The sequence below is a fragment of the Streptomyces armeniacus genome (assembly GCF_003355155.1).
GTDB lineage: Bacteria > Actinomycetota > Actinomycetes > Streptomycetales > Streptomycetaceae > Streptomyces > Streptomyces armeniacus.
Genome location: NZ_CP031320.1, coordinates 1,294,662 through 1,317,553, shown reverse-complemented (window position 1 = coordinate 1,317,553; position 22,892 = coordinate 1,294,662). Strand labels below are relative to the sequence as shown.

The window sequence follows — 22,892 nt, the reverse complement described above, 5'->3', positions numbered from 1 at the left end:
ATTAATGATCAAGAAGGTCGTCGCTGCCGCGGCTGCCGCGAGTGGTCTGGTGCTCGCGGGTGCGGGCTTGGCCGTCGCGGACTCCGGTGCCCAGGGTGCCGCGGTCGGTTCCCCCGGTGTGCTGTCCGGCAATGTCGTTCAGGTGCCCATCCACGTGCCGGTGAACGTCTGCGGCAACACCGTCAACATCATCGGGCTGCTGAACCCCGCGTTCGGCAACACCTGCGTCAACAAGTGACGTTGTGTCTCGCCCCGTGAGGGGATAGCACCGGACGGCCCCGGAGTGCACGCCATGCGCTCCGGGGCCTCCGGGCCACTGGGCGGGCGGTGCCGGGGGGTGATTCCACCGGGCCCCGCTCGTAACTCACAAGGAACGAAGGCAGGAAGAACCATGAGACAGGTCACCAAGAAGGGCCTGATCACCGTGGCGGCCGCAGGCGGCGTGCTCGCGCTGTCCGGTGGCACCGCGTTCGCCGACTCGGGCGCCCAAGGCGGCTCCGCGAACTCGCCGGGTGTGCTGTCGGGAAACACTGTCCAGCTGCCGGTGCATCTCCCCGTCAACGCGTGCGGCAACACCGTCGACATCGTCGGGCTGCTGAACCCCGCGTTCGGCAACACCTGCGTCAACGACGACTCCGGGAGCAAGCCGGAACCGCCCAAGACCCCGGACACCCCGGAGCCCCCGGCGGCCGAACAGCCCCCGGAGAAGCCGGATGCCCCCCAACCGGAGGCGCCGGAGGCTCCCGAGAAGGAAGCGCCCCAGGAAGAGGCCCAGACACTGCCCCACCCGGAGACCCAGCTCGCCGCGGAGCCTGAGACGCAGCTCGCCGCGACCGGCAACGGATACGACGTCGCGCTCGGCCTGTCGGTCGGCGCCGGTCTGCTTCTCACCGGTGGCGTTCTCTACCGCCGTACGCGGGCCGCGCGGCAGCGCTGACCTCCGCGGCGCCGGGTTCGCCGGCGCCGACCACACGGAGCTGAGCAGCCCGGCCCCCAGAGCGGCTGCGGCAGCGCCGCAGACACAACACACCACCGGAGCGGGTCCCGGCACGGGGCCCGCTCTGCCACGGCAGGGGCGCCGCACCGCGGACGCGGCGCCGCCGCCGGCCGCCGTGGCGATCCGGCCGTTTCCGGCCGTCCCGGCGGCTCCGTGGATCACCAGGTCGCGCGCAGCTGTCGGATGATCCGGCGGCGCAGCCGCACCCTGCGGCTCCCGTCCGGATACAGCCGCGTGCGGTCCAACTCCCAGCGTCCGTACTCTGCATGGTCGGTCAGCAGCTGTGTGGCGGCCTTGCGCGACACACTGCGCGGGACGTACACATCGCGAAATTCGTATTCCGGCATCTCATCTATTGTGCGTGCAGGGCCCGACTGCGGATAGCGTCTGCACTATGTCTGATGCTGAGCAGCCGACCGCTGCCGACGTACGCGCCGCCGCCGACGCGGTGAAGGCCGCCCTGGACCGGCACCTCGAGGCCGTTGAGCGGCGCGCTGAAGCGGAGGCGGACGGCGGCGCCGACCACGACACCGCCGTGTTCGCCGCGTTCGACGCGCTCGCGGCGGCGGGGGAGGCGTACGACGAGCTGCTCTACGAGGCGTACGACGAGGTCACGCCGTTCGAGATCCCCGGCGGCGACACCATGCCCGACTACACGGGGCCCGAGGAGCCGCGGGCGCTGACCGTCTTCGTCCGCAGGGACTACGTGGTCAACGAACCGCAGCGGCTGCTCGCGCAGGCACAGCGGGTGACCGACCTCGACCCTGAGTCGGCGGTGGACACCGACGGGTTCGACGGGTCGTCGGCCGGGCACAGCGTGCACGCGGCGCTCGGGGTGCTCTTCGGCGAGTTCGAACCCGACGAGATCGCCACCCGGCACAAGGAGTTCGGGCTGGAGGAGGGCGACGCCACGCTGTGGGTCGCGGCGGCGGACGATCCCGGCGAACCGGGGGAGTGGCTCGCGGCACCCTTCGACCAGGCCGACCCGGAACGGGTGATCTGCCGGTTCGACGTCAGCACCGTCTTCGACGACGAGGACGTCGAACTCGACCTGGACCGGGGCGTGGAGGACGGCTCGGACAACACCAGCGGCACCTCGTACTGACCGCGGGCCCACCGGCCCCCGTGCCGGGCGGCGACGCCGGCCGACCGGCCGCGGGGTCGGCGGGCGGCGTCAACTGCCCGTCTCCCCGCCGAGGGCGGGGGCCGGCGCCGTCGCGGCCTGTGCCGCCTGGACCAGGAGCGTACGCAGCCGGGTGGTGCGCTCCGGCGCGGTGACACCGGCGACCGCCTTGGGCAGTGCGTCGCCCGCGCCGTGCACCACCGACAGGTGCCGCTCGGCGCGGCTGAACGCGGTGTAGACCCACTCGCGGGTCAGCGCTCCCGCCGCGTCCCCGGGCAGCACCGCCACGGCGGCGGGCCAGCGGAGCCCGGCGGCCTGGTGCGCGGTGACCGCCCAGCCGTGCCGGACGGCCGTCGGGACCGCGCCGGGCGGGACGACGACGCTGCCGCCGCCCGCCAGATCGATCCGCAGCCCTTCCTGGTCGGCGGAGACGACGCTGCCGACCGCCGTACGCCCCGGGGCCGCGGAGTGGACCACGCGGTCGCCCGGGTCGAAGCCGCCGAACCGGCCGGGGCCGGGATTGAGCCGCTCCTTCAGCGCCGCGTTCAGCGCCCGGGTGCCCGCGGCGCCACCGTGGCCGGGCGTGATCACCTGGGTGTGCTCGGTGGGGACGCCGATGGCGCGCGGCACGGAGTCGGCGACGAGCTGGACCGTACGGTGCACGGCGTCGCCCGCGTCCCGCACCGGCACGATCACGACCTCCTTGCCCGGGGCATCCACCTGGAGCAGCTCGCCGATCCCGATGCCCGAGACCAGCTCGCCCACGGGCCCCGGGTCCGGAGTGCGGGAGACGACGCGGGGGCAGACGCGGGCCGCCAGCACGTCCTTGAACACCTGGCCCGGCCCCGCCGAGCCGAGCAGCTGCGGGTCGCCGGTGAGCACGAGCCGGGCGCCGTCCGGCACGGACTCGACGAGCGCAGCGGCCGTCTCGGCGTCGAGCTGCGGGGCGTCGAGCAGGACGAGGAGGTCGAGCGCGTACGCCCCCTCGTCGTCGCGGCCGGGGCCCGTACGGGCGTCGAGGAGGCCGGACACGGTGACGGCGGGCGCGGGCTGTTCACCGTCGCCGCTCACGCCGCCGTACGAGCCGTCAGGGCCGGCGTTCGGGCCGTCGTCCGGGCCGTGTGCCGCGCGGGAGGGGAACGCCTCCGCCGCCGCCTCGATCAGGGCCGCGGCCCGCTGCCGCCCGTCCTCGCTGTGCGCAGCCGCGTACGCCCGCAGCCCCAGCGCCCGCGCCGCGGCGACCAGCGCCGCGGGCTCGGCCCGCGCGGCCTCGCCGCCCGTGTGAGTGACCAGGCCGTGCCCGGCCGCAGCCCGTACGAGCTCCGCCGCCGACGGCGACGGGGCCGCGGCCGCCAGCGCCTCCCAGCCGTCGCCGTCCGTGCCGCCCGCGGTGAAGGTGCCGATCAGCCGCGCCAGCCCGTCGGCCAGGCTCTCCTCCGCCAGCGCGCAGCGGTCCAGCCCGGCCAGCAGCCGTACCGGCCGCTCCGCACCGCCAGTGCCGTCGCCGTCCGCGCCGCCCTCGCCGTCCGTACGGTCCGCGCCGTCCGCGCCGCCCGCGGCCGCCTGCTGCCGGGGCACGCCCGGCGCCTCCAAGGCGTCGAGGGCGTCCTCGAAGACGAGGACCGCGCCCGCGTCGACGGCCCCGCGCAGTGCCTCCTCGGGGTCCGGCACGGAGTGCCGGGCCAGCCCGGCGCGGAGCGCGTCGGGCTCCTGCGCCGTATGGCCCTGGAGCGCCGCGCGCTCGAGCAGCCAGACGGTCAGGGCCTGCGCGCGCCGCTCGTCGGCCGGTCCGCACTCCGCGCCCAGCAGGGCGCGCGCGAAGCCGTCCGCCTGCTCGGGCCGGACACCCGGCACGGCCAGCAGCTGCCACGGGTCGTCCCGCAGCACCTCGTCCGCGCGCGGGCCCAGCGCCGTCACCACGGCGCCGCCCAGCTCCTCCGGGGCGCCGCCCTCCGCGAGCAGCGCGCGCACCGGTTCGGGCACGGTGACCGGCCCCGCGGGCGCCGCGCCTCCCGCCTGGCCCGCCGGTACGGGCACGGGCGCGGGCGCCGGCCGGGCGGCGGGTGGGGCCGTACGGGCGGGCTCGGCGAAGAACGAGGCCGCGGAGCGCTCCCCCTTCTCCACCGCCCGTACCGCCGCGAGGAGTTCGGCTGCCTTGTCCTGGCTGGTCACAGCTCGCTCCAGTCCTGGTCGGGATAGCGGTGCACCGGGGCCGACACATCGTCGAGCGCCCGGCAGATCTCGTCAGGAAGACTAAGGCCCTCCACTGACAAAGCCTCCGCGAGCTGCTGCGATGTCCGCGCGCCGACGACCGGCGCGACCACGCCGGGCCGGTCCCGTACCCACGCGAGGGCCACCTGGAGCGGCGTGACCGCCAGTCCGTCGGCCGCCGTGGCCACCGCGTCCACGATGCGGCTCGCCGTGTCGTCGAGATACGGGGCGACGAACGGGGCGAGCATCTCCGAGGCGCCGCGCGAGCCCGCCGGAGTGCCGTGCCGGTACTTGCCGGTGAGGACGCCGCGTCCCAGGGGCGAGGACGGCAGCAGCCCGACGCCCAGGTCCTCGGCGGCGGGCAGCACTTCCCGTTCGACGCCGCGCTGGAGCAGCGAATACTCCATCTGCGTGCTGGCCAGCCGGGTACGGGTGCCGGGTGCGGCGAGCTGCCAGGTGGCGGCCTTGGCGAGCTGCCAGCCGCAGAAGTTGGAGACGCCGACGTAGCGGGTGCGCCCGGTGCTCACCGCGATGTCGAGCGCCTGCAGCGTCTCGTCCAGCGGTGTCGTCAGGTCGAAGGCGTGGACGTGCCAGAGGTCGACGTGGTCGGTGCCGAGACGTTCCAGCGAGGCGTCCAGGGCGGAGAGCAGATGGCCGCGCGAGGCGTCGAACCGGCGGTCGGGGTCCGGGACGCTGCCCGCCTTGGTCGCGATGACCAGGTCGCGGCGCGGCACCAGGCCGTCCAGCAGCCGGCCGAGCTGGTACTCGGCGCCGCCGTCCGCGTACACGTCGGCGGTGTCGACCAGCGTGCCGCCCGCCTCCCAGAACGCCTTCAGCTGATCCGCGGCGTCCTGCTCGCCGGTGTCCCGCGCCCAGCTGAGCGTGCCGAGTCCGAGCCGGGATACCCGCAGACCTGTGCGGCCCAGGTGCCTCTGTTCCATGGGCGTTGAGCGTACTTGCGGGGGCGCGCTAGAGTCCCAGGGACAATCACGTTACTGATCAGTAAGGGGGCCGTATGCGGCTCGGGATCAACCTCGGCTACTGGGGCGCCGGGATGGACGCGGACAATCTCGCCGTCGCCCGCGAAGCCGACCGGCTCGGCTACGCGGTCTGCTGGGCCGCCGAGGCGTACGGCTCGGACGCCCCCACCGTGCTGTCCTGGGTGGCGGCCCACACGGAACGGATCGACGTCGGATCGGGCATCTTCCAGATCCCGGCGCGCGCGCCCGCGATGACCGCCATGACGGCCGCGACCCTCGACTCGCTCTCCGGCGGCCGGTTCCGGCTGGGCCTCGGGGTGTCGGGGCCGCAGGTCTCCGAGGGCTGGTACGGCGTGAAGTTCGACAAGCCGCTCGCGCGCACCCGCGAGTACGTCGAGATCGTCCGCAGGGCGATGACGCGGGAGCGCCTCGCGTACGAGGGTGAGCACTGGACGCTGCCGCTGCCCGACGGGCCCGGCAAGCCGATCAAGCTCACGGTGCACCCCGTACGCGAGCACATCCCGCTCTACATCGCCGCGATCGGCCCGAAGAACCTGGAGCAGACGGGCGAGATCGCCGAGGGCGCCCTGCTGGTCTTCTTCTCGCCCGAGCACGCCGAGGAGACCACGCTCGGGCCGGTGCGCGCGGGGCGCGCCAAGGCGGGGGAGAAGCTGGACGGCTTCGACATCTGCCCGACCGTCCCGATGGCCGTCGGCGACGACGTGGACGCGCTGGCCGACCTGTTCCGCCCGTACACCGCGCTGTACGTCGGCGGCATGGGCAGCCGGAAGCAGAACTTCTACAACAAGCTGGCGCAGCGCATGGGTTACGAGCGCGAGGCGGCGGAGATCCAGGACAAGTACCTGGCCGGAGAGAAGGACGCCGCCGCGGCCGCCGTACCCAAGGAGCTCATCGACTCCACCACCCTGATCGGCTCCGTCGACCGGATCGCGGACCGGATGCAGGCGTACGCGGAGGCCGGTGTGACGACGCTGTCCCTCGCGCCCGCCGGCTTCGCCCTGGAGGAGCGGCTCGCGTCGCTCAGGGCGGGCGTGGAGGCGCTGGAGCGGGCCGGGCTCGGCTGACCTCGGCTGACACGGACAGCCGCCGTCCGGGCGGCCCAGGGGCCCGTACGGCGGCGTGTCCGCGGGCAGTCCTACGGCCGTGGTGGGGGCTCGGGGGTCTTCCCCGCCACGGCCGTCACGCTGCACAACGGCGCGCGGCCCCCCGGGGTTACGCCCCGCCCGCGCCCCATGCCCTTACGCCTCCTTGCGCACCCGCGTGCTCCTTCGTTCGGCGGATATCGGCGACGAAGCTGTTGCCGGTGGCGGCGCGCGCCATTTGACTCGTCGGTGGCGAATCGTGCGCACGGAGGAGACGGTCATGCTCTCGGCCCGAAGCCTGTTCCAGGAAATCATCGACAACGATGAGTCGTACCGGCTCTTCTGCTCCATCGCCGCCAGCGGGGAAGCCCAGGGCGGCTGGGAGAACGGCCGGATCGCCGCCCTCGTCCCCGACAGCCGGCGCGATCTCGCGCCGAAGATCACGCGGCACGGCGCGGACGAGGACAAGCACGGCCGGATCTTCCTGGGGCTGCTGCGCAAGCGCGGTCTCGAAGCGTGCGAAGTGCCCGACGAAGCCGACTACACCGCGCTGCTGGAACGGCGCGGCATCGGCCTCGCGCACCACAAGCTCCGCCGCGACGAGCCGCTCACCGACGACGACATCATCATGTACCTCGCGCACAGCCGGGTCACCGAGGAGCGCGCGGCGGACCAGATGGCCATGCTGAGCAAGTTCTTCGGGGACCACCCCGATATCGGCAAGGCGATGAAGATGATCTCGAACGACGAGGACAACCACCTGGCGTACTGCCACGAGGAACTCCTCCGGCTCGCCGCCGACGGGCACGGCCGCACCATCCAGCGGGTGCTGCGCGAGTGCGCGCTCGCGGAGGTGGCGGTCTACCGCGACGTGAGCCTCGCGGTGATGGCCCACATGGGACGCGTCCTGCAGTGGCCGCGCGCGAAGTCCGCCGTGCCGGCGGCGGGCATCCGGGCGGTGTACGCGTACGAACGGGCGGGCGGCTGGCGGCGGATGACCAAGCTGGAGATGCCGGGGCGGCGCGACGCGCTGGGCGGGCCCGCCACGTCGGCGCCGGGCTTCGCCTGAGGCATACGGCGGGGGTACGGCGGGGTGCGGCGGGGGCGGTCGTACGGGCGCCGCCTCAACGCCCGTGCCGGGGCGTGCCGTTCGGCGAGCCGCTCCGTTCGGCAAGCCGCTCCGTGCGGCGTGCCGTTCAGAGCCAGCCGCGCCGCTTGAAGAAGCGGAACAGCACCAGGCACGCCCCCGCCATCAGGCCGACCACGGCCGGGTACGCCCACGACCAGTGCAGCTCCGGCATGTGGTCGAAGTTCATGCCGTACACGCCCGCGATCATGGTGGGCACGGCGAACATCGCGGCCCACGCCGAGATCTTGCGCATGTCGTCGTTCTGCCGGACGCCCATCTGTGCCAGATACGCGGACAGGATGTCCGACAGCAGCCGGTCGAGGCCCTCCACTTGCTCGTTCGCGCGGGTCAGGTGGTCGCTCACGTCGCGGAAGAACGGCAGCGACGGGCTGTGCACGAACGGCACTCCGCCCCCGGCCAGCCGGGTCATCGGCTCCGCCAGCGGACTCGCCGACCGGCGGAACTCCAGCACCTGGCGCTTGAAGGCGTAGATGCGCTCCGCGATCCGCTTGCGGTCCGCGCCCTCCGGTGTGAAGACCTCCTCCTCGAGCTCGTCGAGGTCCACGTGGAGCTCGGCCGCGACGTCCATGTAGTCGTCGACGACGGCGTCGCTGACCGCGTACATGACGGCGGTCGGGCCGTGCTGGAGCACTTCGGGGTCCCGCTCGAGGCGTTCGCGTACGGTGCTCAGCGGGTTGGTGGTGCCGTGCCGGACGGTGACCACGAACGAGTCGCCCACGAACAGCATCAGCTCGCCGGTGGACACCGTGCTCGTCGCGTCGTCGTACAGGACCGGCTTGAGCACGAGGAACAGCGAGTCGTCGTACGTCTCCAGCTTCGGCCGCTGGTGCGCGGACAGGGCGTCCTCGACCGCCAGCGGATGCAGCCCGAACTCGCTGGTGACGAGCGCGAACTCGTCCTCCGTCGGCTCGTACAGGCCGATCCACAGGAACGCGTTCCCCGCCGCGCGCGCCTCGTCGAGCGCGCCGGCGAAGTCCGCGGGCTGGTGCCGCTCGCTGCGGTGCCCGTCCCGGTAGATGGCACAGTCGACGATCACGGTTGGCATTCTGCCCTGCCCCGCCGGACGCACAACCCGGCAGCCGCCGCCCCGGGCCGGCGGGGACCGCGGCGGCCGCCCGCCGTACGCCCGGGGGACGCCGTAGGCTGGCGGGCATGCCCACGCTGATCCTCGTACGCCACGGCCGGTCCACCGCGAACACCGCGGGCCTGCTGGCCGGGTGGACACCCGGAGTGGCCCTGGACGAACTCGGCCTGGAGCAGGCCGCGGCGTTGCCCGGGCGGCTGGCCGGGGTGCCGCTCGCCGCCCTCGTGAGCAGCCCGCTGCAGCGCTGCCGGGAGACCCTGGCGCCGCTGGCCGAGGCGCGCCCGGAGCTGCCGGTGCAGACCGACGAGCGGATCGGCGAGTGCGACTACGGCGACTGGAGCGGCCGCAAGCTCGCCGACCTCAACGACGAGCCGCTGATGGCCACCGTGCAGCAGCACCCCTCCGCGGCGGTGTTCCCGGGCGGCGAGTCGATGCGCGCCATGCAGGCGCGCGCGGTGGACGCCGTACGGGACTGGAACGCCCGCGTCGAGGCGGAGCACGGCGCCGACGCCGTCTACCTCATGTGCTCGCACGGGGACATCGTCAAGGCGGTCGTCGCGGACGCGCTGGGCATGCATCTGGACCTCTTCCAGCGGATCGCGGTCGGCCCCTGTTCGGTCACCGCCATCCGCTACACCCCGCTGCGGCCGTTCCTGGTCCGGCTCGGCGAGACCGGCGAGCTCGGCTCGCTGGCGCCGCCGGACGAGCCGTCCGAGGCGGAGCGCGACGGAGCCGCGGAGACGGGCACGGAGACCGGCGCCGGGACGGGTGCCGGAGCGGCCGCCGGGACCGCCGCTGAGAGCGTTGCGGCGGTCGGTGGCGGCACGTGACGCGGTGATCGGCACGCGCAGTAGGGTGCCTGTGAGCCCAGCAGTCGACGCAACGGAGAAGGACGTGTCACGTCAGGTGTTCCTCTACGACCCCCCGGACCGATTCGTGGCCGGTACGGTCGGGCTGCCTGGGCGCCGCACCTTCTTCCTGCAGGCTTCGGCGACCGGCCGGACCACCAGCGTCGCGCTGGAGAAGGCCCAGGTGGAGGCGCTGGCGGAACGTATCGACGAGCTCCTCGACGAGGTCGTACGCCGCTCCGGGGGCAACGCCCCCGTGCCCGCCGTGGCGCCCGCCGAGATCGAGGACACCGCGCCGCTGGAGTCGCCGGTGGAGGAGGAGTTCCGGGTCGGCACCATGGCCCTTGCCTGGGACGGCGAGGGCGAGCGCATGGTGGTCGAGGCCCAGGCGCTGGTCGAGCTCGAGGCCGACTCCGACGAGGACCTCGCGGACGCCGAGGAACGGCTGCTGCAGGACGACGAGAACGGCCCCCCGATGCTGCGCGTACGGATCAGCGGCGCCATGGCCCGTTCGTTCGCGAAGCGCGCCATGGAAGTCGTGAACGCCGGACGCCCGCCGTGCCCCCTGTGCAGCCTGCCGCTGGACCCGGAGGGTCACGTGTGCCCGCGCCAGAACGGGTACCGGCGCAGCGAATGACGGGTGTGACGAGCGACGCCGTGGACCGGGACCGAACGCCGGAGCTGCTCGCGCACGGCACGCTGACGGTCCGCGGCCGGATCCGCGGGGCCTCCAACGCGGTGCTCCACTGCGTGATCGAGCACCGCTCGGGGGCGTCCGTCCCGTGCGTCTACAAGCCGGTGGCCGGCGAACGCCCCCTGTGGGACTTCCCGGACGGGACGCTGGCCCAGCGCGAGGTGGCGGCGTACGAGGTCTCGCAGGCCACCGGCTGGGGGCTGATTCCGGCCACAGTGCTGCGGGACGGGCCGTACGGCGAGGGCATGTGCCAGCAGTGGATCGGACCGGTGCCGGAGACGGAGGACGACGCGGAAGACGGCGCGGATGACGGTATGGACGCGGAAGACGGTGCCGCTGTGGGGGAGGAGCCGGAGGGCGACGGTGGCCCCGAGGAGGACGCCCCGGACGAGTCCGGCGGGCAGCTGCTCGCGCTTGTCGACGGCGAGGAGCCCGGTCCCGGCTGGAAGGCGATCGGCTTCGCGGAAGTCGGCGGCGGCCGTACGGCGCTGCTCGTGCACGCCGACGACGACCGCCTGCGGCGGCTCGCCGTCCTCGACGCGGTGCTCAACAACGGCGACCGCAAGGGCGGCCATCTGCTGACGGCCGGCGAGCGCCTGTACGCGATCGACCACGGCGTCACCTTCCACGCCGAGGAGCGGCTCCGCACCCTCCTGTGGGGCTGGGCGGGGGAGCCGCTGCCGGCCGAGGCGGTGGAGGTGTTGCGCGGCCTCTCCGCGTCGCTCGCCGAGGGCGCCGCACTCGCCACCCGGCTGGCCGAACTGATCACGGGTGCCGAGCTGGACGCCGTACGGAAGCGCACCGATGCGCTGCTGGCCTCCGGGCGGCACCCGATACCCAGCGGCGAGTGGCCGGCGATTCCCTGGCCGCCGGTGTAGCCCGTACGTCCGTACGCCTCTGCGCGCCGTACGGGCGTGCCCGCCGCCGTACGGGCGGGTGCCGCCGCACGCGCGCGCGAATCCGTCAAGACCGGGCAATCGGCCAATCCCCGCAGGCGGGGCGGCTCCCCGCTCGTACGTACGAGGGGACGCCGGTTACGCTCAAGGCATGTATGCCTGGCCCGCTTCCGAGGTCCCCGCTCTGCCTGGTCAAGGCCGCGACCTCAGGATTCACGACACCGCGACCGGAGGGCGGGTGACCCTCACACCGGGTCCCGTCGCCCGTATCTACGTCTGTGGCATCACGCCGTACGACGCCACCCACCTGGGGCACGCGGCGACGTACAACGCGTTCGACCTCGTACAGCGCGTGTGGCTGGACACCAAGCGGCAGGTTCTCTATATCCAGAACGTCACCGATGTCGATGATCCACTCCTCGAGCGGGCCGTCGAGACCGGTGAGGACTGGCAGGCCCTGGCGGAGCGCGAAACCGCCCTGTTCCGCGAGGACATGACGGCCCTTCGGATGCTCCCCCCGGAGCGGTACATCGGCGCGGTGGAGTCCATACCGGGCATCGTGCCGCTCGTCGAGCGGCTCCGGGACATGGGCGCCGCGTACGAGCTCGAGGGCGACACGTACTTCTCCGTCGAGTCCGACCCGCACTTCGGTTCCGTTTCCGGCCTGGACGCCGAGGCGATGCGGCTGCTGTCCGCCGAGCGCGGCGGCGACCCCGAGCGCCCCGGCAAGAAGAGCCCGCTCGACCCGCTGCTGTGGTCGGCGGCCCGCGAGGGCGAGCCCAGCTGGGACGGCGGCACGCTCGGCCGGGGCCGGCCCGGCTGGCACATCGAGTGCGTCGCCATCGCGCTGGAGCACCTCGGGATGGGCTTCGACGTCCAGGGCGGCGGCTCCGACCTGGCGTTCCCGCACCACGAGATGGGCGCCTCGCACGCGCAGGCGCTCACCGGCGAGTACCCGTTCGCGCGTACGTACGTGCACGCCGGGATGGTCGGGCTGGACGGCGAGAAGATGTCGAAGTCGAAGGGCAACCTGCTCTTCGTCTCCAAGCTGCGCGGCGACGGCACCGACCCGGCCGTCATCCGGCTCATGCTGCTCGCGCACCACTACCGCGCCGACTGGGAGTACACGGACGCGGTGCTGGACGCCGCCACCGCCCGGCTCGCCCGCTGGCGCTCCGCCGTGTCGCGGCCCGACGGGCCGCCCGCCGACGCGCTCGTGGAGGAGATCCGCGCCGCGCTCGCCGACGACCTGGACGCGCCGGCGGCGCTCGCGGCGGTGGACCGCTGGGCCGCCGTCCAGGAGGAGCACGGCGGTACGGACGAGGGCGCGCCCGGGCTGGTGTCGCGGGCGGTGGACGCGCTGCTGGGCGTGGCGCTCTGAACCGGCCGCCGAACCGCTGAAACGGGCGGGCCCGTGGCTGCGGTCAGCCACGGCCCGCCCGTCACGCGTGGGGCTCAGCCGTTGTCGCCGGTGTCCTCCTGGCCGTCGGCTGACTCGGACGGTCCGGAAGCCTCCGGCCGTTCGGCGGACTCGGCGGACCCGGACTCGGCGGCCCCGGATTCGGCGGACGCGGACTCGGCGGACCCGGACGACTCCGGCGCCCCGGCGTCCCCGCCGTCGCTTCCGCTTCCGCTCTCACTTCCGCCGCCGTCCGCCGTCCCGGCGTCCTCCCCGGCCTGCGGCCGTGCGGGCCGCGACCTGCCGGAGCCGGGGCCCGGATCGCGCAGATACGGCGAGCCGCTCTCCCCGCTCTCCGTCGCGTGCCCGGTGCCGGTCCCGCCGTCGCGGCGGCGCAAATACCGCTCGAACTCCTTGGCGATCGCCTCGCCCGACGCCTCCGGCAGCTCCGCCGTGTCCCGCGCCTCCTCCAGCGACTGGACGTACTCCGCGACCTCGCTGTCCTCGGCCGCCAGCTGGTCCACGCCCAGCTGCCAGGCACGCGCGTCCTCCGGCAGCTCGCCGAGCGGGATCCGCAGCTCGATCAGGTCCTCCAGCCGGTTCAGCAGCGCGAGCGTGGCCTTCGGGTTCGGCGGCTGCGAGACGTAGTGCGGTACGGAGGCCCACAGGCTCACCGCCGGTACGCCCGCGTGCGTGCACGCCTCCTGCAGGATCCCGACGATGCCGGTGGGCCCCTCGTAGCGGGACTCCTCCAGGCTCATCGAGCGCGCCAGGTCCGGGTCGGAGGTCATGCCGGTGACCGGTACCGGGCGGGTGTGCGGCGTGTCGCCGAGCAGCGCTCCCATCACGACGACCAGTTCGACGCCCAACTCATGGGCGAAGCCCAGCACTTCGTTGCAGAACGAGCGCCACCGCATGCTCGGCTCGATGCCGCGTACGAGCACCAGGTCGCGCGGTCTGCCCTTGCCGTCGGAGTCGTCGATCCGGACCACCGAGAGCCGCGTCGTCGGCCACGTGATCTTCCGCACGCCGCCGTCCAGCCACATGTGGGGACGGTTGACCTGGAAGTCGTAGTAGTCCTCGGCGTCGAGCGCCGCGAACACCTCGCCTTTCCATTCCCGCTCCAGATGCCCGACCGCGGTGGAGGCGGCGTCGCCGGCGTCGTTCCAGCCTTCGAACGCGGCCACCATGACCGGGTCGACCAGCTCGGGAACCCCCTCGAGCTCGATCACCCAGCGCCTCCTTCCGGCCGGAGCGGAGCGCCTCGCTCCGTACCGGCTGCCGTTCCATTTCCGTGCGAGCCCAGCCTAAGGCGTGACGGGGCCCGCGCCGCAGCCCTCGCACGGCCGGTCCAGCAGGTAGAGATGGTTCCGGCGGCCGGAGCGGAGCGTTCCGCCGGCCACCGCCGGTGCCCGGGGCCGCACACGCGGCCGTTCCCCGCGCGGCGGGCCGGTCCGCCACACGGGGAACGGACCGTCACACGGGGAACGGCGTAAGACAACGGATTCAGCCGTCACACGGGAATCAGCCGTCCCGCTCCGCGAGCATCCCGGCCACCCGGGCGCGTACGTCCTCCGTGTCCAGCCCGCGCACGGTCAGGGTCGTACGGCGGCGCAGCACGTCCTCGGGCGTCTCGGCCCACTCGTGGTCGCGGGCGTAGGCGACCTGGGCCCAGATCTCCGGCCCGTCCGGGTGGATGCGCTCGCCGAGCGCCGGGTCCTCGTTCGCCAGCCGGGCGATCTCGAAGGCCAGCGAGCCGTAGTGGGTGGCCAGTTGGCGTGCCGTCGCCGGGTCCATCCGTACGCCCGGCTCGCGGTCCACGAGCAGCCGGTGCGCCACCGCGTTCGGGTTGGAGATCCCGGGCAGTGGCGTACGGCGTACCAGCGCCTTGACCGGCACGGGCCCGCCGTCGTCGCCGGACGTGCCGACGCCGGGCAGGGCGGCGAGCTTGTTCATGACCGTACGGCCGATGTGGCGGTACGTCGTCCACTTGCCGCCGGCGACCGACAGCATGCCGCCGCGGCCCTCGGAGACGACCGTCTCGCGCTTGGCCGACTCGGTGTCGCCGGGGCCGCCGGGCAGGACGCGCAGGCCCGCGAAGGCGTACGTCATCAGGTCCCGGGACAGCTGCTCGTCGCGTACGGAGACGGACGCCTCGGCCAGGATCTGCTCGATGTCCGCCTCGGTCGCGCGTACGTCCGCGGGGTCGCCCTCGTACGCCTCGTCCGTGGTGCCCAGCAGCAGCTGGTCCTCCCAGGGCAGGGCGAAGGTGATGCGGTACTTGTCCACGGGGGTCGCCATCGCGGCACCCCACGGGGCGTTCCGCTTGAGCACCAGGTGCGCGCCCTTGGACAGCCGGATGCTGGGTGCCGCGGAGGCGTGCTCCATCGTGCGCAGCCGGTCCACCCAGGGGCCGGTCGCGTTCAGCACGAGCCGCGCGTCCACGCCGAACTCGCTGCCGTCCAGCCGGTCCCGCAGTTCCGCTCCGGTGACCCGGGTGCCGGTGAAGCGCAGCCCGGTGACCTCGGCGTGGTTGAGCACCACGGCGCCCGAGTCGACGGCGGCGCGCACCGTCATGACGGCCATCCGGGAGTCGTTCATCTGGTGGTCGCCGAAGACGGCGACGGCTTTGAGGTTCTCCGTACGCAGCCCGGGGTTCTCGGCCGCGGCCTTCGACCGGGAGATGATCCGGCCGACGCCGTCGCCGAAGCCGGACAGCGCGGAGTAGGCGAACACGCCCGCGCCCAGCTTGGCGGCGCCGTGCGGGGCGCCCTTGTAGACGGGCACGTAGAACGGCAGCGGGTTCACCAGGTGCGGTGCCACGTCCTTGGCGAGAATCCGCCGCTCGTGGTGGTTCTCCGCCACCAGCTTGACCGCGCCGGTCTGCAGGTAACGCAGGCCGCCGTGCACGAGTTTGGACGAGGCGGACGAGGTGGCGCCGGCGAAGTCGCCGGCGTCCACCATCGCCACCCGCAGACCCGACTGCGCCGCATGCCAGGCGACCGAGGTGCCCAGGATGCCGCCACCGATCACCAGCAGGTCGTACGTCGCGTGTGCGAGCCGTTCCCTGGTCTCGGCGCGGTCCGGACGGGCTCCGGCAGTCGGGTGCGTCCCGAGGGCCGGGACGCTCTGCAGGGTGCTCATGCTGATCAGTTCTCCTCTTCGATCCAGCCCATGGTCCGCTCGACGGCCTTGAGCCAGCTCTTGTATTCGCGGTCGCGCTTGGCCGCGTCCATACGGGGGGTCCATTCGGCGGCCCGCTTCCAGTTGACGCGGAGCGCCTCGGTGTCGGGCCAGAAGCCGACGGCGAGACCGGCGGCGTACGCGGCGCCCAGACAGGTCGTCTCGGCGACCAGGGGGCGTACGACGGGGGCCGCCAGGAAGTCCGACATCGTCTGCATCAGCAGGTTGTTGGACGTCATGCCGCCGTCGACCTTGAGCGAGGTCAGCTCGACGCCGGAGTCCTTCTGCATGGCGTCGACGATCTCCCGGGTCTGCCAGGCCGTCGCCTCCAGCACGGCGCGGGCGAGGTGCGCCTTGGTGACGTAACGCGTCAGGCCGGCGATCACACCGCGCGCGTCGGAGCGCCAGTACGGGGCGAACAGGCCGGAGAAGGCGGGCACGAAGTAGGCGCCGCCGTTGTCCTCGACGGAGCTGGCGAGGGTCTCGATCTCGGCGGCGCTGTTGATGAGGCCCATCTGGTCGCGCATCCACTGCACGAGGGCGCCGGTGACGGCGATCGAGCCCTCGAGCGCGTAGACCGGCTTCTGCTCGCCGATGCGGTAACCGACCGTCGTGAGCAGTCCGTTGTACGAGTTGACGGCCTCCTCGCCGGTGTTCAGCAGCAGGAACGTGCCGGTGCCGTATGTCGACTTGGCCTCGCCCGGCGCGAAGCAGGTCTGGCCGAACAGCGCCGCCTGCTGGTCGCCGAGCGCCGACGCGACCGGCACGCCGGCGAGGGCGCCCTTGGCCTCCCCGTACACCTCGGAGGAGGAGCGGATCTCGGGGAGCACGGACATGGGCACGCCCATGGACTCGCAGATCTTCGCGTCCCACTCCATGGTGTGCAGGTTCATCAGCATGGTGCGGGACGCGTTGGTGACGTCGGTGACGTGCACGCCGCCGTCGGTGCCGCCGGTCAGGTTCCAGATGACCCAGGAGTCCATGGTGCCGAAGAGGAGTTCGCCGCGCTCGGCGCGCTCACGCAGGCCGTCGACGTTGTCGAGCAGCCAGCGGATCTTGGGGCCGGCGAAGTAGGACGCGAGGGGGAGGCCCGTCTCGCGGCGGAACCGGTCCTGGCCGACATTGCGGCCCAGCTCCCGGCAGAGGCTGTCGGTACGGGTGTCCTGCCAGACGATGGCGTTGTGCACCGGCTGGCCGGTGTTCCGGTCCCACAGGAGCGTGGTCTCGCGCTGGTTGGTGATGCCCAGGGCCTTGACGTCGGACCGGGCGATCCCCGCCTTGTCGAGGGCGCCGGAGACGACCTGCTCGACGTTCGTCCAGATCTCCGCGGCGTCGTGCTCGACCCAGCCCGGCTTCGGGAAGATCTGCTCGTGCTCCTTCTGGTCGACCGAGACGATCCGGCCGTCCTTGTCGAAGACGATGCAGCGGCTGGATGTCGTGCCCTGGTCGATGGCCGCGATGAACGGGCCGGTGGAGTGTGTGTCGCTCATGTGGGTTGCTCCGATGCGTCGTTGGGTCGGCGTGGGGGTCGCGGTCGGGGACTGCGAGGCGGCGCGAGGGGGGTCGCGCGGGTCCGCGTACGGGGCTGCCGTACGCGGGACGGCTCAGGCGAACGCGATGTTGTAGATGCCTCCGGCCAGCGCACCCCCGATCAGCGGTCCGGCGACCGGGACCCACGCGTAGGCCCAGTCGGAGCTGCCCTTGTTCGGCAGCGGCAGCAGCGCGTGCACGGTGCGGGGGCCGAGGTCGCGGGCGGGGTTGATGGCGTAGCCGGTGGGGCCGCCGAGCGACAGGCCGATGGAGACCACGACGAACGCGGTGATCAGGACGCCGAGCGGGCCGAGGCCCTTGCCGTCGTTGTTGAGGCCCTGGGTGAGGATGGCGAGCACCAGCACCGCGGTGGCGACGATCTCGGTGGTGATGTTCTGCGCCGAGTTACGGATCTCTGGCGCCGTCGAGAAGATGCCGAGGACCGGGCCGGGGCCGGCGGCTTCCTTGCGGTCGGCCACGGCCGTGTCCTGCGCGCCGGGACCGCCGACGATCTCGCGGTCGTTGAGGTGGGCGTGGAACTGCCCGTAGTAGACGGCCCAGACCAGGGTCGCGCCGAGCATCGCGCCGGCCATCTGCGACACGATGTAGAGCGGTACGTCGCCCCACTCCGCGCCGCCCTCGACCGCGAGGCCGATGGTGACCGCGGGGTTGAGGTGCGCCCCGGAGACACCGGCGGATATGTACGCCCCGGTGAGCACGGCCATGCCCCAGCCGAAGGCGATGGCGACCCAGCCGGCCTGGTACGCCTTGGATCGCTTGAAAGTGACGGCGGCGCATACGCCGCCGCCGAGGAGGATCAGCACTGCCGTGCCGATGAACTCGCCGATGAAGATGTCGGAGCTGGACACCCGCGACTCCTTTGTCCTTCGTCCAGAGGGAAGGCGGATCGGTTCCCGTCCGGTGTTCGACAATGTCGACCGCCGGACGGCAGTTTTCTCCGTGGGGTCCGCCCCGTCAAGAGGATGTGACGCTGCACTTCTGAGACTTGTGCATATTGCCCGATTCGACTAAAAACGTCCAGATCCAAGATCCCGGGAGACGGCCCGCGCGCAGTCCCGTACGGCGGCCACTATCTGCGCCCTGATCCCGTCCTCGCCCGCGCAGACGCGCTCCACCGCGCCCGTGATCCCGACCGCGCCCACCGGCATCCGGCGCCGGTCGTGGATCGGTGCCGCGACCGAGGCGAGACCCTCCCAGGTCTCCTCGATGTCGGACGCCCAGCCGCGCGCCCGGGCCAGGTCCAGCAGCTCCTCGAACTCCTCTAGGCCCGTCCTGGTGTGCTCCGTGAACGCCTTGCGCGCGCCGTCCGCCGCCTCGCTGTGCGCCACCGGGTCGTACGCCGACAGCACCTTGCCCAGCGCCGTGCTGTGCAGCGGCTGCATCGCGCCGACCTCGAGCACCTGGCGGCTGTCGTCCGGCCGGAAGACGTGGTGCACGATCAGCACGCCCTGCTGGTGCAGCACGCCCAGATACACGCTCTCGCCGCTGGACCGCGCCAGGTCGTCCGTCCACACCAGGGCGCGGGCGCGCAGCTCGTGCACGTCCAGATAGCTGTTGCCGAGCCGGAGCAGCTCGGCGCCCAGCGTGTACTTGCCCGTGGTCCCGTCCTGCTCGACGAAACCCTCCTGCTGGAGCGTGCGGATCAGCCCGTGCGTGGTGCCCTTCGCGAGGCCGAGTGCCGAGGCCACCTCGGACAGGCCCAGCCGTCTCTCCCCACCCGCCAAGAGCCGCAGCACCGCCGCCGCACGCTCCAGCGACTGGATGGTCCGGGCCATCAGAAACCTCCGCGCCCTGCTAAGTGTTCAGCATTCGACAATGTCGAACGGTATCGCTTCATGCCGACCCGGTGAAAGTGGGGATCGAGCCCCTCGCCGGTCCATACCGTGGAACTTCTCCGGCCGCTCTTGCCCCGGGCCGATACGCTGGGCTGATGCGCCGTCCCCGCTGGATCGCGCACAGCCGACAGCCGTCGCACCCCAGGGAGCATTTCCATGGCCTCGAGCAGCACCCCGTCCTCCGCCCGGAACCCGCGTGCAGACGCACTGCGTGAGGCCTTGGCCTCGCGCGTCGTCGTCGCGGACGGAGCGATGGGCACGATGCTTCAGGAGCAGGACCCGACGATGGAGGACTTCCAGCAGCTCGAGGGCTGCAACGAGATCCTCAACGTGACCCGTCCCGACATCGTCGCCTCGGTCCACCGCCGGTACTTCGAGGTCGGCGTCGACTGCGTGGAGACCAACACCTTCGGCGCCAACTTCGCCGCGCTGGCCGAATACGACATCCCCGAGCGAGTCTTCGAACTGTCCGAGGCGGGTGTACGCGTCGCCCGCGAGGTCGCCGACGAGTTCGCCGCGGGCGACGGCCGCATGCGCTGGGTGCTGGGCTCCATGGGCCCCGGCACGAAGCTGCCCACACTGGGGCACGCGCCGTACGTCACGCTGCGGGACGCGTACCAGCAGAACGCCGAGGGCATGATCGCCGGCGGCGCCGACGCCCTCCTGGTGGAGACCACCCAGGACCTGCTGCAGACCAAGGCCGCGGTGCTGGGCGCCCGGCGCGCGCTGGAGGCCACCGGCTCCAACCTGCCCGTGCTGTGTTCGGTGACGGTGGAGACCACCGGCACGATGCTGCTGGGCTCGGAGATCGGTGCCGCGCTGACGGCGCTGGAGCCGCTGGGCATCGACATGATCGGGCTGAACTGCGCGACCGGCCCGGCCGAGATGAGCGAGCACCTGCGCCACCTCGCGCAGCACGCCACCGTGCCGATCTCCTGCATGCCGAACGCGGGCCTGCCCGTCCTGGGCAAGGACGGCGCCCACTACCCGCTGACCGCCGAAGAGTTGGCGGATGCCCAGGACGGCTTCGTCAACGACTACGGCCTGTCCCTGGTGGGCGGCTGCTGCGGCACCACCCCGGAGCATCTGCGGCAGCTGGTGGAGCGGATGAACGGCCGTGTCCCGGCGGAGCGTTCGCCGCAGCCGGAGCCGGGGGCGGCGTCGCTGTACCAGGCGGTGCCCTTCCGGCAGGACGCCTCGTACCTCGCGATCGGCGAGCGTACGAACGCCAACGGCTCGAAGAAGTTCCGCACCGCCATGCTCGAGGGCCGCTGGGACGACTGCGTGGAGATGGCGCGGGACCAGATCCGCGAGGGCGCGCACCTGCTGGACCTGTGTGTGGACTACGTGGGCCGGGACGGCGCCGCGGACATGGCCGAGCTGGCCGGGCGGTTCGCGACCGCCTCGACGCTGCCGCTGGTGCTGGACTCCACCGAACTGCCCGTCCTGCAGGCCGGTCTGGAGCGCCTGGGCGGCCGCGCCGTCATCAACTCCGTCAACTACGAGGACGGCGACGGCCCGGAGTCCCGCTTCGCGAAGGTCACCGCGCTGGCCGCCGAGCACGGCGCCGCGCTGATGGCGCTGACGATCGACGAGGAGGGGCAGGCGCGTACGGTCGAGCACAAGGTCGCCATCGCCGAACGCCTCATCGAGGACCTGACCGGGAACTGGGGCATCCGCGAGTCGGACATCCTCATCGACTGCCTGACCTTCACCATCTGCACCGGCCAGGAGGAGTCCCGCAAGGACGGCGTGGCCACCATCGAGGCCATCCGCGAACTCAAGCGCCGCCACCCCGACGTACAGACCACCCTGGGCCTGTCCAACATCTCCTTCGGCCTCAACCCGGCCGCCCGTGTCGTGCTCAACTCCGTGTTCCTGGACGAGTGCGTGAAGGCCGGTCTGGACTCCGCGATCGTGCACGCCTCGAAGATCGTGCCGATCGCCCGGCTGGAGGAGGAGCAGGTTCAGACCGCCATGGACCTGATCTACGACCGGCGCGCGGAGGGATACGACCCGCTGCAGCGGCTCCTGGAGCTGTTCGAGGGCGTGGACTCCAAGTCCATGAACGCCTCCCGCGCCGAGGAGCTGGCCGCGCTCCCGCTGGACGAGCGCCTCCAGCGGCGCATCATCGACGGCGAGCGCAACGGCCTGGAGGCGGACCTGGAGGAGGCTCTGACCACCCGGCCCGCGCTGGACATCGTCAACGACACGCTGCTGGCCGGCATGAAGGTCGTCGGCGAGCTGTTCGGCTCCGGGCAGATGCAGCTGCCGTTCGTGCTCCAGTCCGCCGAGGTGATGAAGACCGCGGTGGCCCATCTGGAGCCGCACATGGAGAAGACCGACGACGAGGGCAAGGGCACCATCGTGCTCGCCACCGTCCGCGGCGACGTCCACGACATCGGCAAGAACCTCGTCGACATCATCCTCTCCAACAACGGCTACACGGTGGTCAACCTCGGTATCAAGCAGCCGGTGACCGCGATCCTGGAGGCGGCCGAGGAGCACAAGGCGGACGTGATCGGCATGTCCGGGCTGCTGGTGAAGTCCACGGTGATCATGAAGGAGAACCTGGAGGAGCTCAACGCCCGCAAGATGGCCTCCGACTTCCCCGTCATCCTCGGCGGCGCTGCCCTGACCCGGGCGTATGTAGAGCAGGACCTGCACGAGATCTACGAGGGCGAAGTCCGGTACGCGCGGGACGCGTTCGAGGGTCTGCGGCTGATGGACGCGCTCATCGGCGTCAAGCGCGGCGTCCCCGGTGCCAAGCTGCCGGAGCTGAAGCAGCGCCGGGTGCCCAAGCGCGAGACCCCGGTGGAGGAGCCGGAGGTCAACGACGGCTCCGTACGCTCGGACGTGGCCACCGACAACCCGGTGCCCGCGCCCCCGTTCTGGGGGACCCGCGTGGTCAAGGGCATCCAGCTGGCGGACTACGCCTCCTGGCTGGACGAGGGCGCGCTGTTCAAGGGCCAGTGGGGCCTGAAGGAGGCCCGTACGGGCGGCGGGCCCAGCTACGAGGAGCTGGTGGAGACCGAGGGCCGGCCGCGGCTGCGCGGCTGGCTGGACCGGCTGCAGCGGGAGAACCTGCTGGAAGCGGCCGTCGTACACGGCTACTTCCCCTGCCACTCCAAGGGCGACGACCTGATCCTGCTGAACGAGGACGGCTCGGAGCGCACCCGCTTCACCTTCCCCCGCCAGCGCCGCGGCCGCCGCCTGTGCCTTGCGGACTTCTTCCGCCCGGAGGAGAGCGGCGAGACGGACGTGGTGGGGCTCCAGGTCGTCACCGTCGGCAGCAAGATCGGCGAGACCACCGCGGAGCTGTTCGCCGGCGACGCCTACCGCGACTACCTCGAACTGCACGGCCTGTCCGTCCAGCTCGCCGAGGCGCTCGCCGAGTACTGGCACGCCCGGGTCCGTGACGAGCTCGGCTTCTCCGGCCAGGACCCGGCGGAGATCACCGACATGTTCGACCTGAAGTACCGGGGTGCGCGCTTCTCCCTGGGCTACGGTGCCTGCCCGAACCTCGAGGACCGCGCGAAGATCGCCGAGCTGCTGCAGCCGGAGCGTATCGGCGTCGAGCTGTCCGAGGAGTTCCAGCTCCACCCGGAGCAGTCCACGGACGCCATCATCATCCACCACCCGGAAGCCAAGTACTTCAACGCACGGTAGTTTCCCGAGGTCGGCGGCAGGCCCCGGGAACCACCCGGGGGCCCGTCGCGGCCGCCACAGGAGAGCTCAACGCGAGACTTCGCCGCGACCGACGTACACTTGTCGGTCCGGTACAGGCCGGTTGCCCGTCAGCGTCAGACGGCGGGTGACCGGCCTTCGCGTCCCTCGG

At 72.5% G+C, this 22,892-nt stretch carries 19 protein-coding genes; 10 read left to right on the top strand and 9 right to left on the bottom strand.

Translation table 11 applies throughout. The annotated features are described in order from the left end of the window. Positions 1-4: 4 nt before the first annotated feature. Both chpH and DVA86_RS05755 read left to right on the top strand, forming a co-directional pair. Positions 5-238: a chaplin ChpH gene (gene chpH, locus DVA86_RS05760; RefSeq protein ID WP_208876324.1), complete on the top strand. Its 234-nt coding sequence runs from the start codon at positions 5-7 to the stop codon at positions 236-238. A gap of 153 nt (positions 239-391) precedes the next feature. Next, positions 392-937, top strand: a complete 546-nt coding sequence (locus tag DVA86_RS05755; RefSeq protein WP_208876322.1) for a chaplin — start codon at positions 392-394, stop codon at positions 935-937. Between the two features lie 218 nt (positions 938-1,155). On the opposite strand, the gene DVA86_RS05750 is transcribed toward DVA86_RS05755, so the two are convergent. Continuing rightward, positions 1,156-1,344, bottom strand: coding sequence for a DUF5703 family protein (locus DVA86_RS05750; RefSeq protein WP_208876321.1), 189 nt, complete (start codon positions 1,342-1,344; stop codon positions 1,156-1,158). Between the two features lie 47 nt (positions 1,345-1,391). Here DVA86_RS05750 and DVA86_RS05745 point away from each other — a divergent pair, with 47 nt between their 5' ends. Further along, positions 1,392-2,102, top strand: coding sequence for a hypothetical protein (locus DVA86_RS05745; RefSeq protein ID WP_208876319.1), 711 nt, complete (start codon positions 1,392-1,394; stop codon positions 2,100-2,102). Between the two features lie 69 nt (positions 2,103-2,171). On the opposite strand, the gene DVA86_RS05740 is transcribed toward DVA86_RS05745, so the two are convergent. Next, positions 2,172-4,304: a helix-hairpin-helix domain-containing protein gene (locus tag DVA86_RS05740; RefSeq protein ID WP_425470968.1), complete on the bottom strand. Its 2,133-nt coding sequence runs from the start codon at positions 4,302-4,304 to the stop codon at positions 2,172-2,174. Beyond that, positions 4,289-5,272, bottom strand: a complete 984-nt coding sequence (locus tag DVA86_RS05735) for an aldo/keto reductase (protein WP_208876318.1) — start codon at positions 5,270-5,272, stop codon at positions 4,289-4,291. The genes DVA86_RS05740 and DVA86_RS05735 overlap by 16 nt, the downstream gene beginning before the upstream one ends. A 74-nt stretch (positions 5,273-5,346) precedes the next feature. Between DVA86_RS05735 and DVA86_RS05730 the strand changes: the two genes are divergently transcribed. Both DVA86_RS05730 and DVA86_RS05725 read left to right on the top strand, forming a co-directional pair. After that, positions 5,347-6,396: an LLM class F420-dependent oxidoreductase gene (locus tag DVA86_RS05730; protein ID WP_208876317.1), complete on the top strand. Its 1,050-nt coding sequence runs from the start codon at positions 5,347-5,349 to the stop codon at positions 6,394-6,396. A gap of 298 nt (positions 6,397-6,694) precedes the next feature. After that, positions 6,695-7,483 carry a ferritin-like domain-containing protein gene (locus DVA86_RS05725; protein ID WP_208876316.1) on the top strand — a complete coding sequence of 263 codons (789 nt, stop codon included), beginning with the start codon at positions 6,695-6,697 and terminating at the stop codon, positions 7,481-7,483. Positions 7,484-7,610: 127 nt separating this feature from the next. Here DVA86_RS05725 and corA read toward each other — a convergent pair whose 3' ends face one another. After that, positions 7,611-8,609 (bottom strand): magnesium/cobalt transporter CorA, encoded by a 999-nt coding sequence (gene corA / locus DVA86_RS05720; RefSeq protein WP_208876314.1) that lies wholly within the window; start codon positions 8,607-8,609, stop codon positions 7,611-7,613. A gap of 107 nt (positions 8,610-8,716) precedes the next feature. Between corA and DVA86_RS05715 the strand changes: the two genes are divergently transcribed. From DVA86_RS05715 to mshC, 4 genes are all read left to right on the top strand, one after another. Further along, the gene (locus tag DVA86_RS05715; RefSeq protein ID WP_208876312.1) at positions 8,717-9,478 is read left to right on the top strand and encodes a histidine phosphatase family protein; all 762 of its coding nucleotides are present in this window, start codon (positions 8,717-8,719) and stop codon (positions 9,476-9,478) included. A 64-nt stretch (positions 9,479-9,542) separates the two neighbouring features. Continuing rightward, on the top strand, positions 9,543-10,133 hold the full coding sequence (locus DVA86_RS05710; protein WP_208876310.1) for a DUF3090 domain-containing protein: 591 nt from the start codon (positions 9,543-9,545) through the stop codon (positions 10,131-10,133). Continuing rightward, the gene (locus tag DVA86_RS05705; RefSeq protein WP_425470763.1) at positions 10,097-11,068 is read left to right on the top strand and encodes an SCO1664 family protein; all 972 of its coding nucleotides are present in this window, start codon (positions 10,097-10,099) and stop codon (positions 11,066-11,068) included. The genes DVA86_RS05710 and DVA86_RS05705 overlap by 37 nt, the downstream gene beginning before the upstream one ends. 169 nt (positions 11,069-11,237) lie before the next feature. Next, positions 11,238-12,467: a cysteine--1-D-myo-inosityl 2-amino-2-deoxy-alpha-D-glucopyranoside ligase gene (gene mshC, locus DVA86_RS05700; RefSeq protein WP_208876306.1), complete on the top strand. Its 1,230-nt coding sequence runs from the start codon at positions 11,238-11,240 to the stop codon at positions 12,465-12,467. 74 nt (positions 12,468-12,541) lie between these two features. Here the strand turns inward: mshC and DVA86_RS05695 are convergent, their stop codons facing one another. From DVA86_RS05695 to DVA86_RS05675, 5 genes are all read right to left on the bottom strand, one after another. Beyond that, positions 12,542-13,717, bottom strand: a complete 1,176-nt coding sequence (locus tag DVA86_RS05695; RefSeq protein WP_208876304.1) for a PAC2 family protein — start codon at positions 13,715-13,717, stop codon at positions 12,542-12,544. Between the two features lie 292 nt (positions 13,718-14,009). After that, positions 14,010-15,629 carry a glycerol-3-phosphate dehydrogenase/oxidase gene (locus DVA86_RS05690; protein ID WP_208876302.1) on the bottom strand — a complete coding sequence of 540 codons (1,620 nt, stop codon included), beginning with the start codon at positions 15,627-15,629 and terminating at the stop codon, positions 14,010-14,012. 5 nt (positions 15,630-15,634) lie between these two features. Next, entirely contained in the window at positions 15,635-17,158 is a 1,524-nt protein-coding gene (gene glpK / locus DVA86_RS05685; protein ID WP_208876300.1) for a glycerol kinase GlpK, read from the bottom strand. A gap of 114 nt (positions 17,159-17,272) precedes the next feature. Beyond that, positions 17,273-18,067, bottom strand: a complete 795-nt coding sequence (locus DVA86_RS05680) for an MIP/aquaporin family protein (RefSeq protein ID WP_208876298.1) — start codon at positions 18,065-18,067, stop codon at positions 17,273-17,275. A 159-nt stretch (positions 18,068-18,226) separates the two neighbouring features. Next, positions 18,227-18,994: an IclR family transcriptional regulator gene (locus DVA86_RS05675; RefSeq protein WP_208876297.1), complete on the bottom strand. Its 768-nt coding sequence runs from the start codon at positions 18,992-18,994 to the stop codon at positions 18,227-18,229. A gap of 216 nt (positions 18,995-19,210) precedes the next feature. Between DVA86_RS05675 and metH the strand changes: the two genes are divergently transcribed. Next, a complete protein-coding gene (gene metH / locus DVA86_RS05670) occupies positions 19,211-22,723 on the top strand; it encodes a methionine synthase (protein ID WP_208876296.1) in 3,513 nt (1,170 codons plus the stop codon). Positions 22,724-22,892: the final 169 nt, after the last annotated feature.

Coding starts and splice junctions, on each gene's coding strand:
- chpH (WP_208876324.1), top strand. CDS start 5: ATGATCAAGAAGGTCGTCGCTGCCGCGGCTGCCGCGAGTGGTCTGGTG.
- corA (WP_208876314.1), bottom strand. CDS start 8,609: ATGCCAACCGTGATCGTCGACTGTGCCATCTACCGGGACGGGCACCGC.
- DVA86_RS05750 (WP_208876321.1), bottom strand. CDS start 1,344: ATGCCGGAATACGAATTTCGCGATGTGTACGTCCCGCGCAGTGTGTCG.
- glpK (WP_208876300.1), bottom strand. CDS start 17,158: ATGAGCGACACACACTCCACCGGCCCGTTCATCGCGGCCATCGACCAG.
- DVA86_RS05690 (WP_208876302.1), bottom strand. CDS start 15,629: ATGAGCACCCTGCAGAGCGTCCCGGCCCTCGGGACGCACCCGACTGCC.
- DVA86_RS05730 (WP_208876317.1), top strand. CDS start 5,347: ATGCGGCTCGGGATCAACCTCGGCTACTGGGGCGCCGGGATGGACGCG.
- mshC (WP_208876306.1), top strand. CDS start 11,238: ATGTATGCCTGGCCCGCTTCCGAGGTCCCCGCTCTGCCTGGTCAAGGC.
- DVA86_RS05725 (WP_208876316.1), top strand. CDS start 6,695: ATGCTCTCGGCCCGAAGCCTGTTCCAGGAAATCATCGACAACGATGAG.
- DVA86_RS05715 (WP_208876312.1), top strand. CDS start 8,717: ATGCCCACGCTGATCCTCGTACGCCACGGCCGGTCCACCGCGAACACC.
- DVA86_RS05755 (WP_208876322.1), top strand. CDS start 392: ATGAGACAGGTCACCAAGAAGGGCCTGATCACCGTGGCGGCCGCAGGC.
- metH (WP_208876296.1), top strand. CDS start 19,211: ATGGCCTCGAGCAGCACCCCGTCCTCCGCCCGGAACCCGCGTGCAGAC.
- DVA86_RS05745 (WP_208876319.1), top strand. CDS start 1,392: ATGTCTGATGCTGAGCAGCCGACCGCTGCCGACGTACGCGCCGCCGCC.
- DVA86_RS05735 (WP_208876318.1), bottom strand. CDS start 5,272: ATGGAACAGAGGCACCTGGGCCGCACAGGTCTGCGGGTATCCCGGCTC.
- DVA86_RS05675 (WP_208876297.1), bottom strand. CDS start 18,994: ATGGCCCGGACCATCCAGTCGCTGGAGCGTGCGGCGGCGGTGCTGCGG.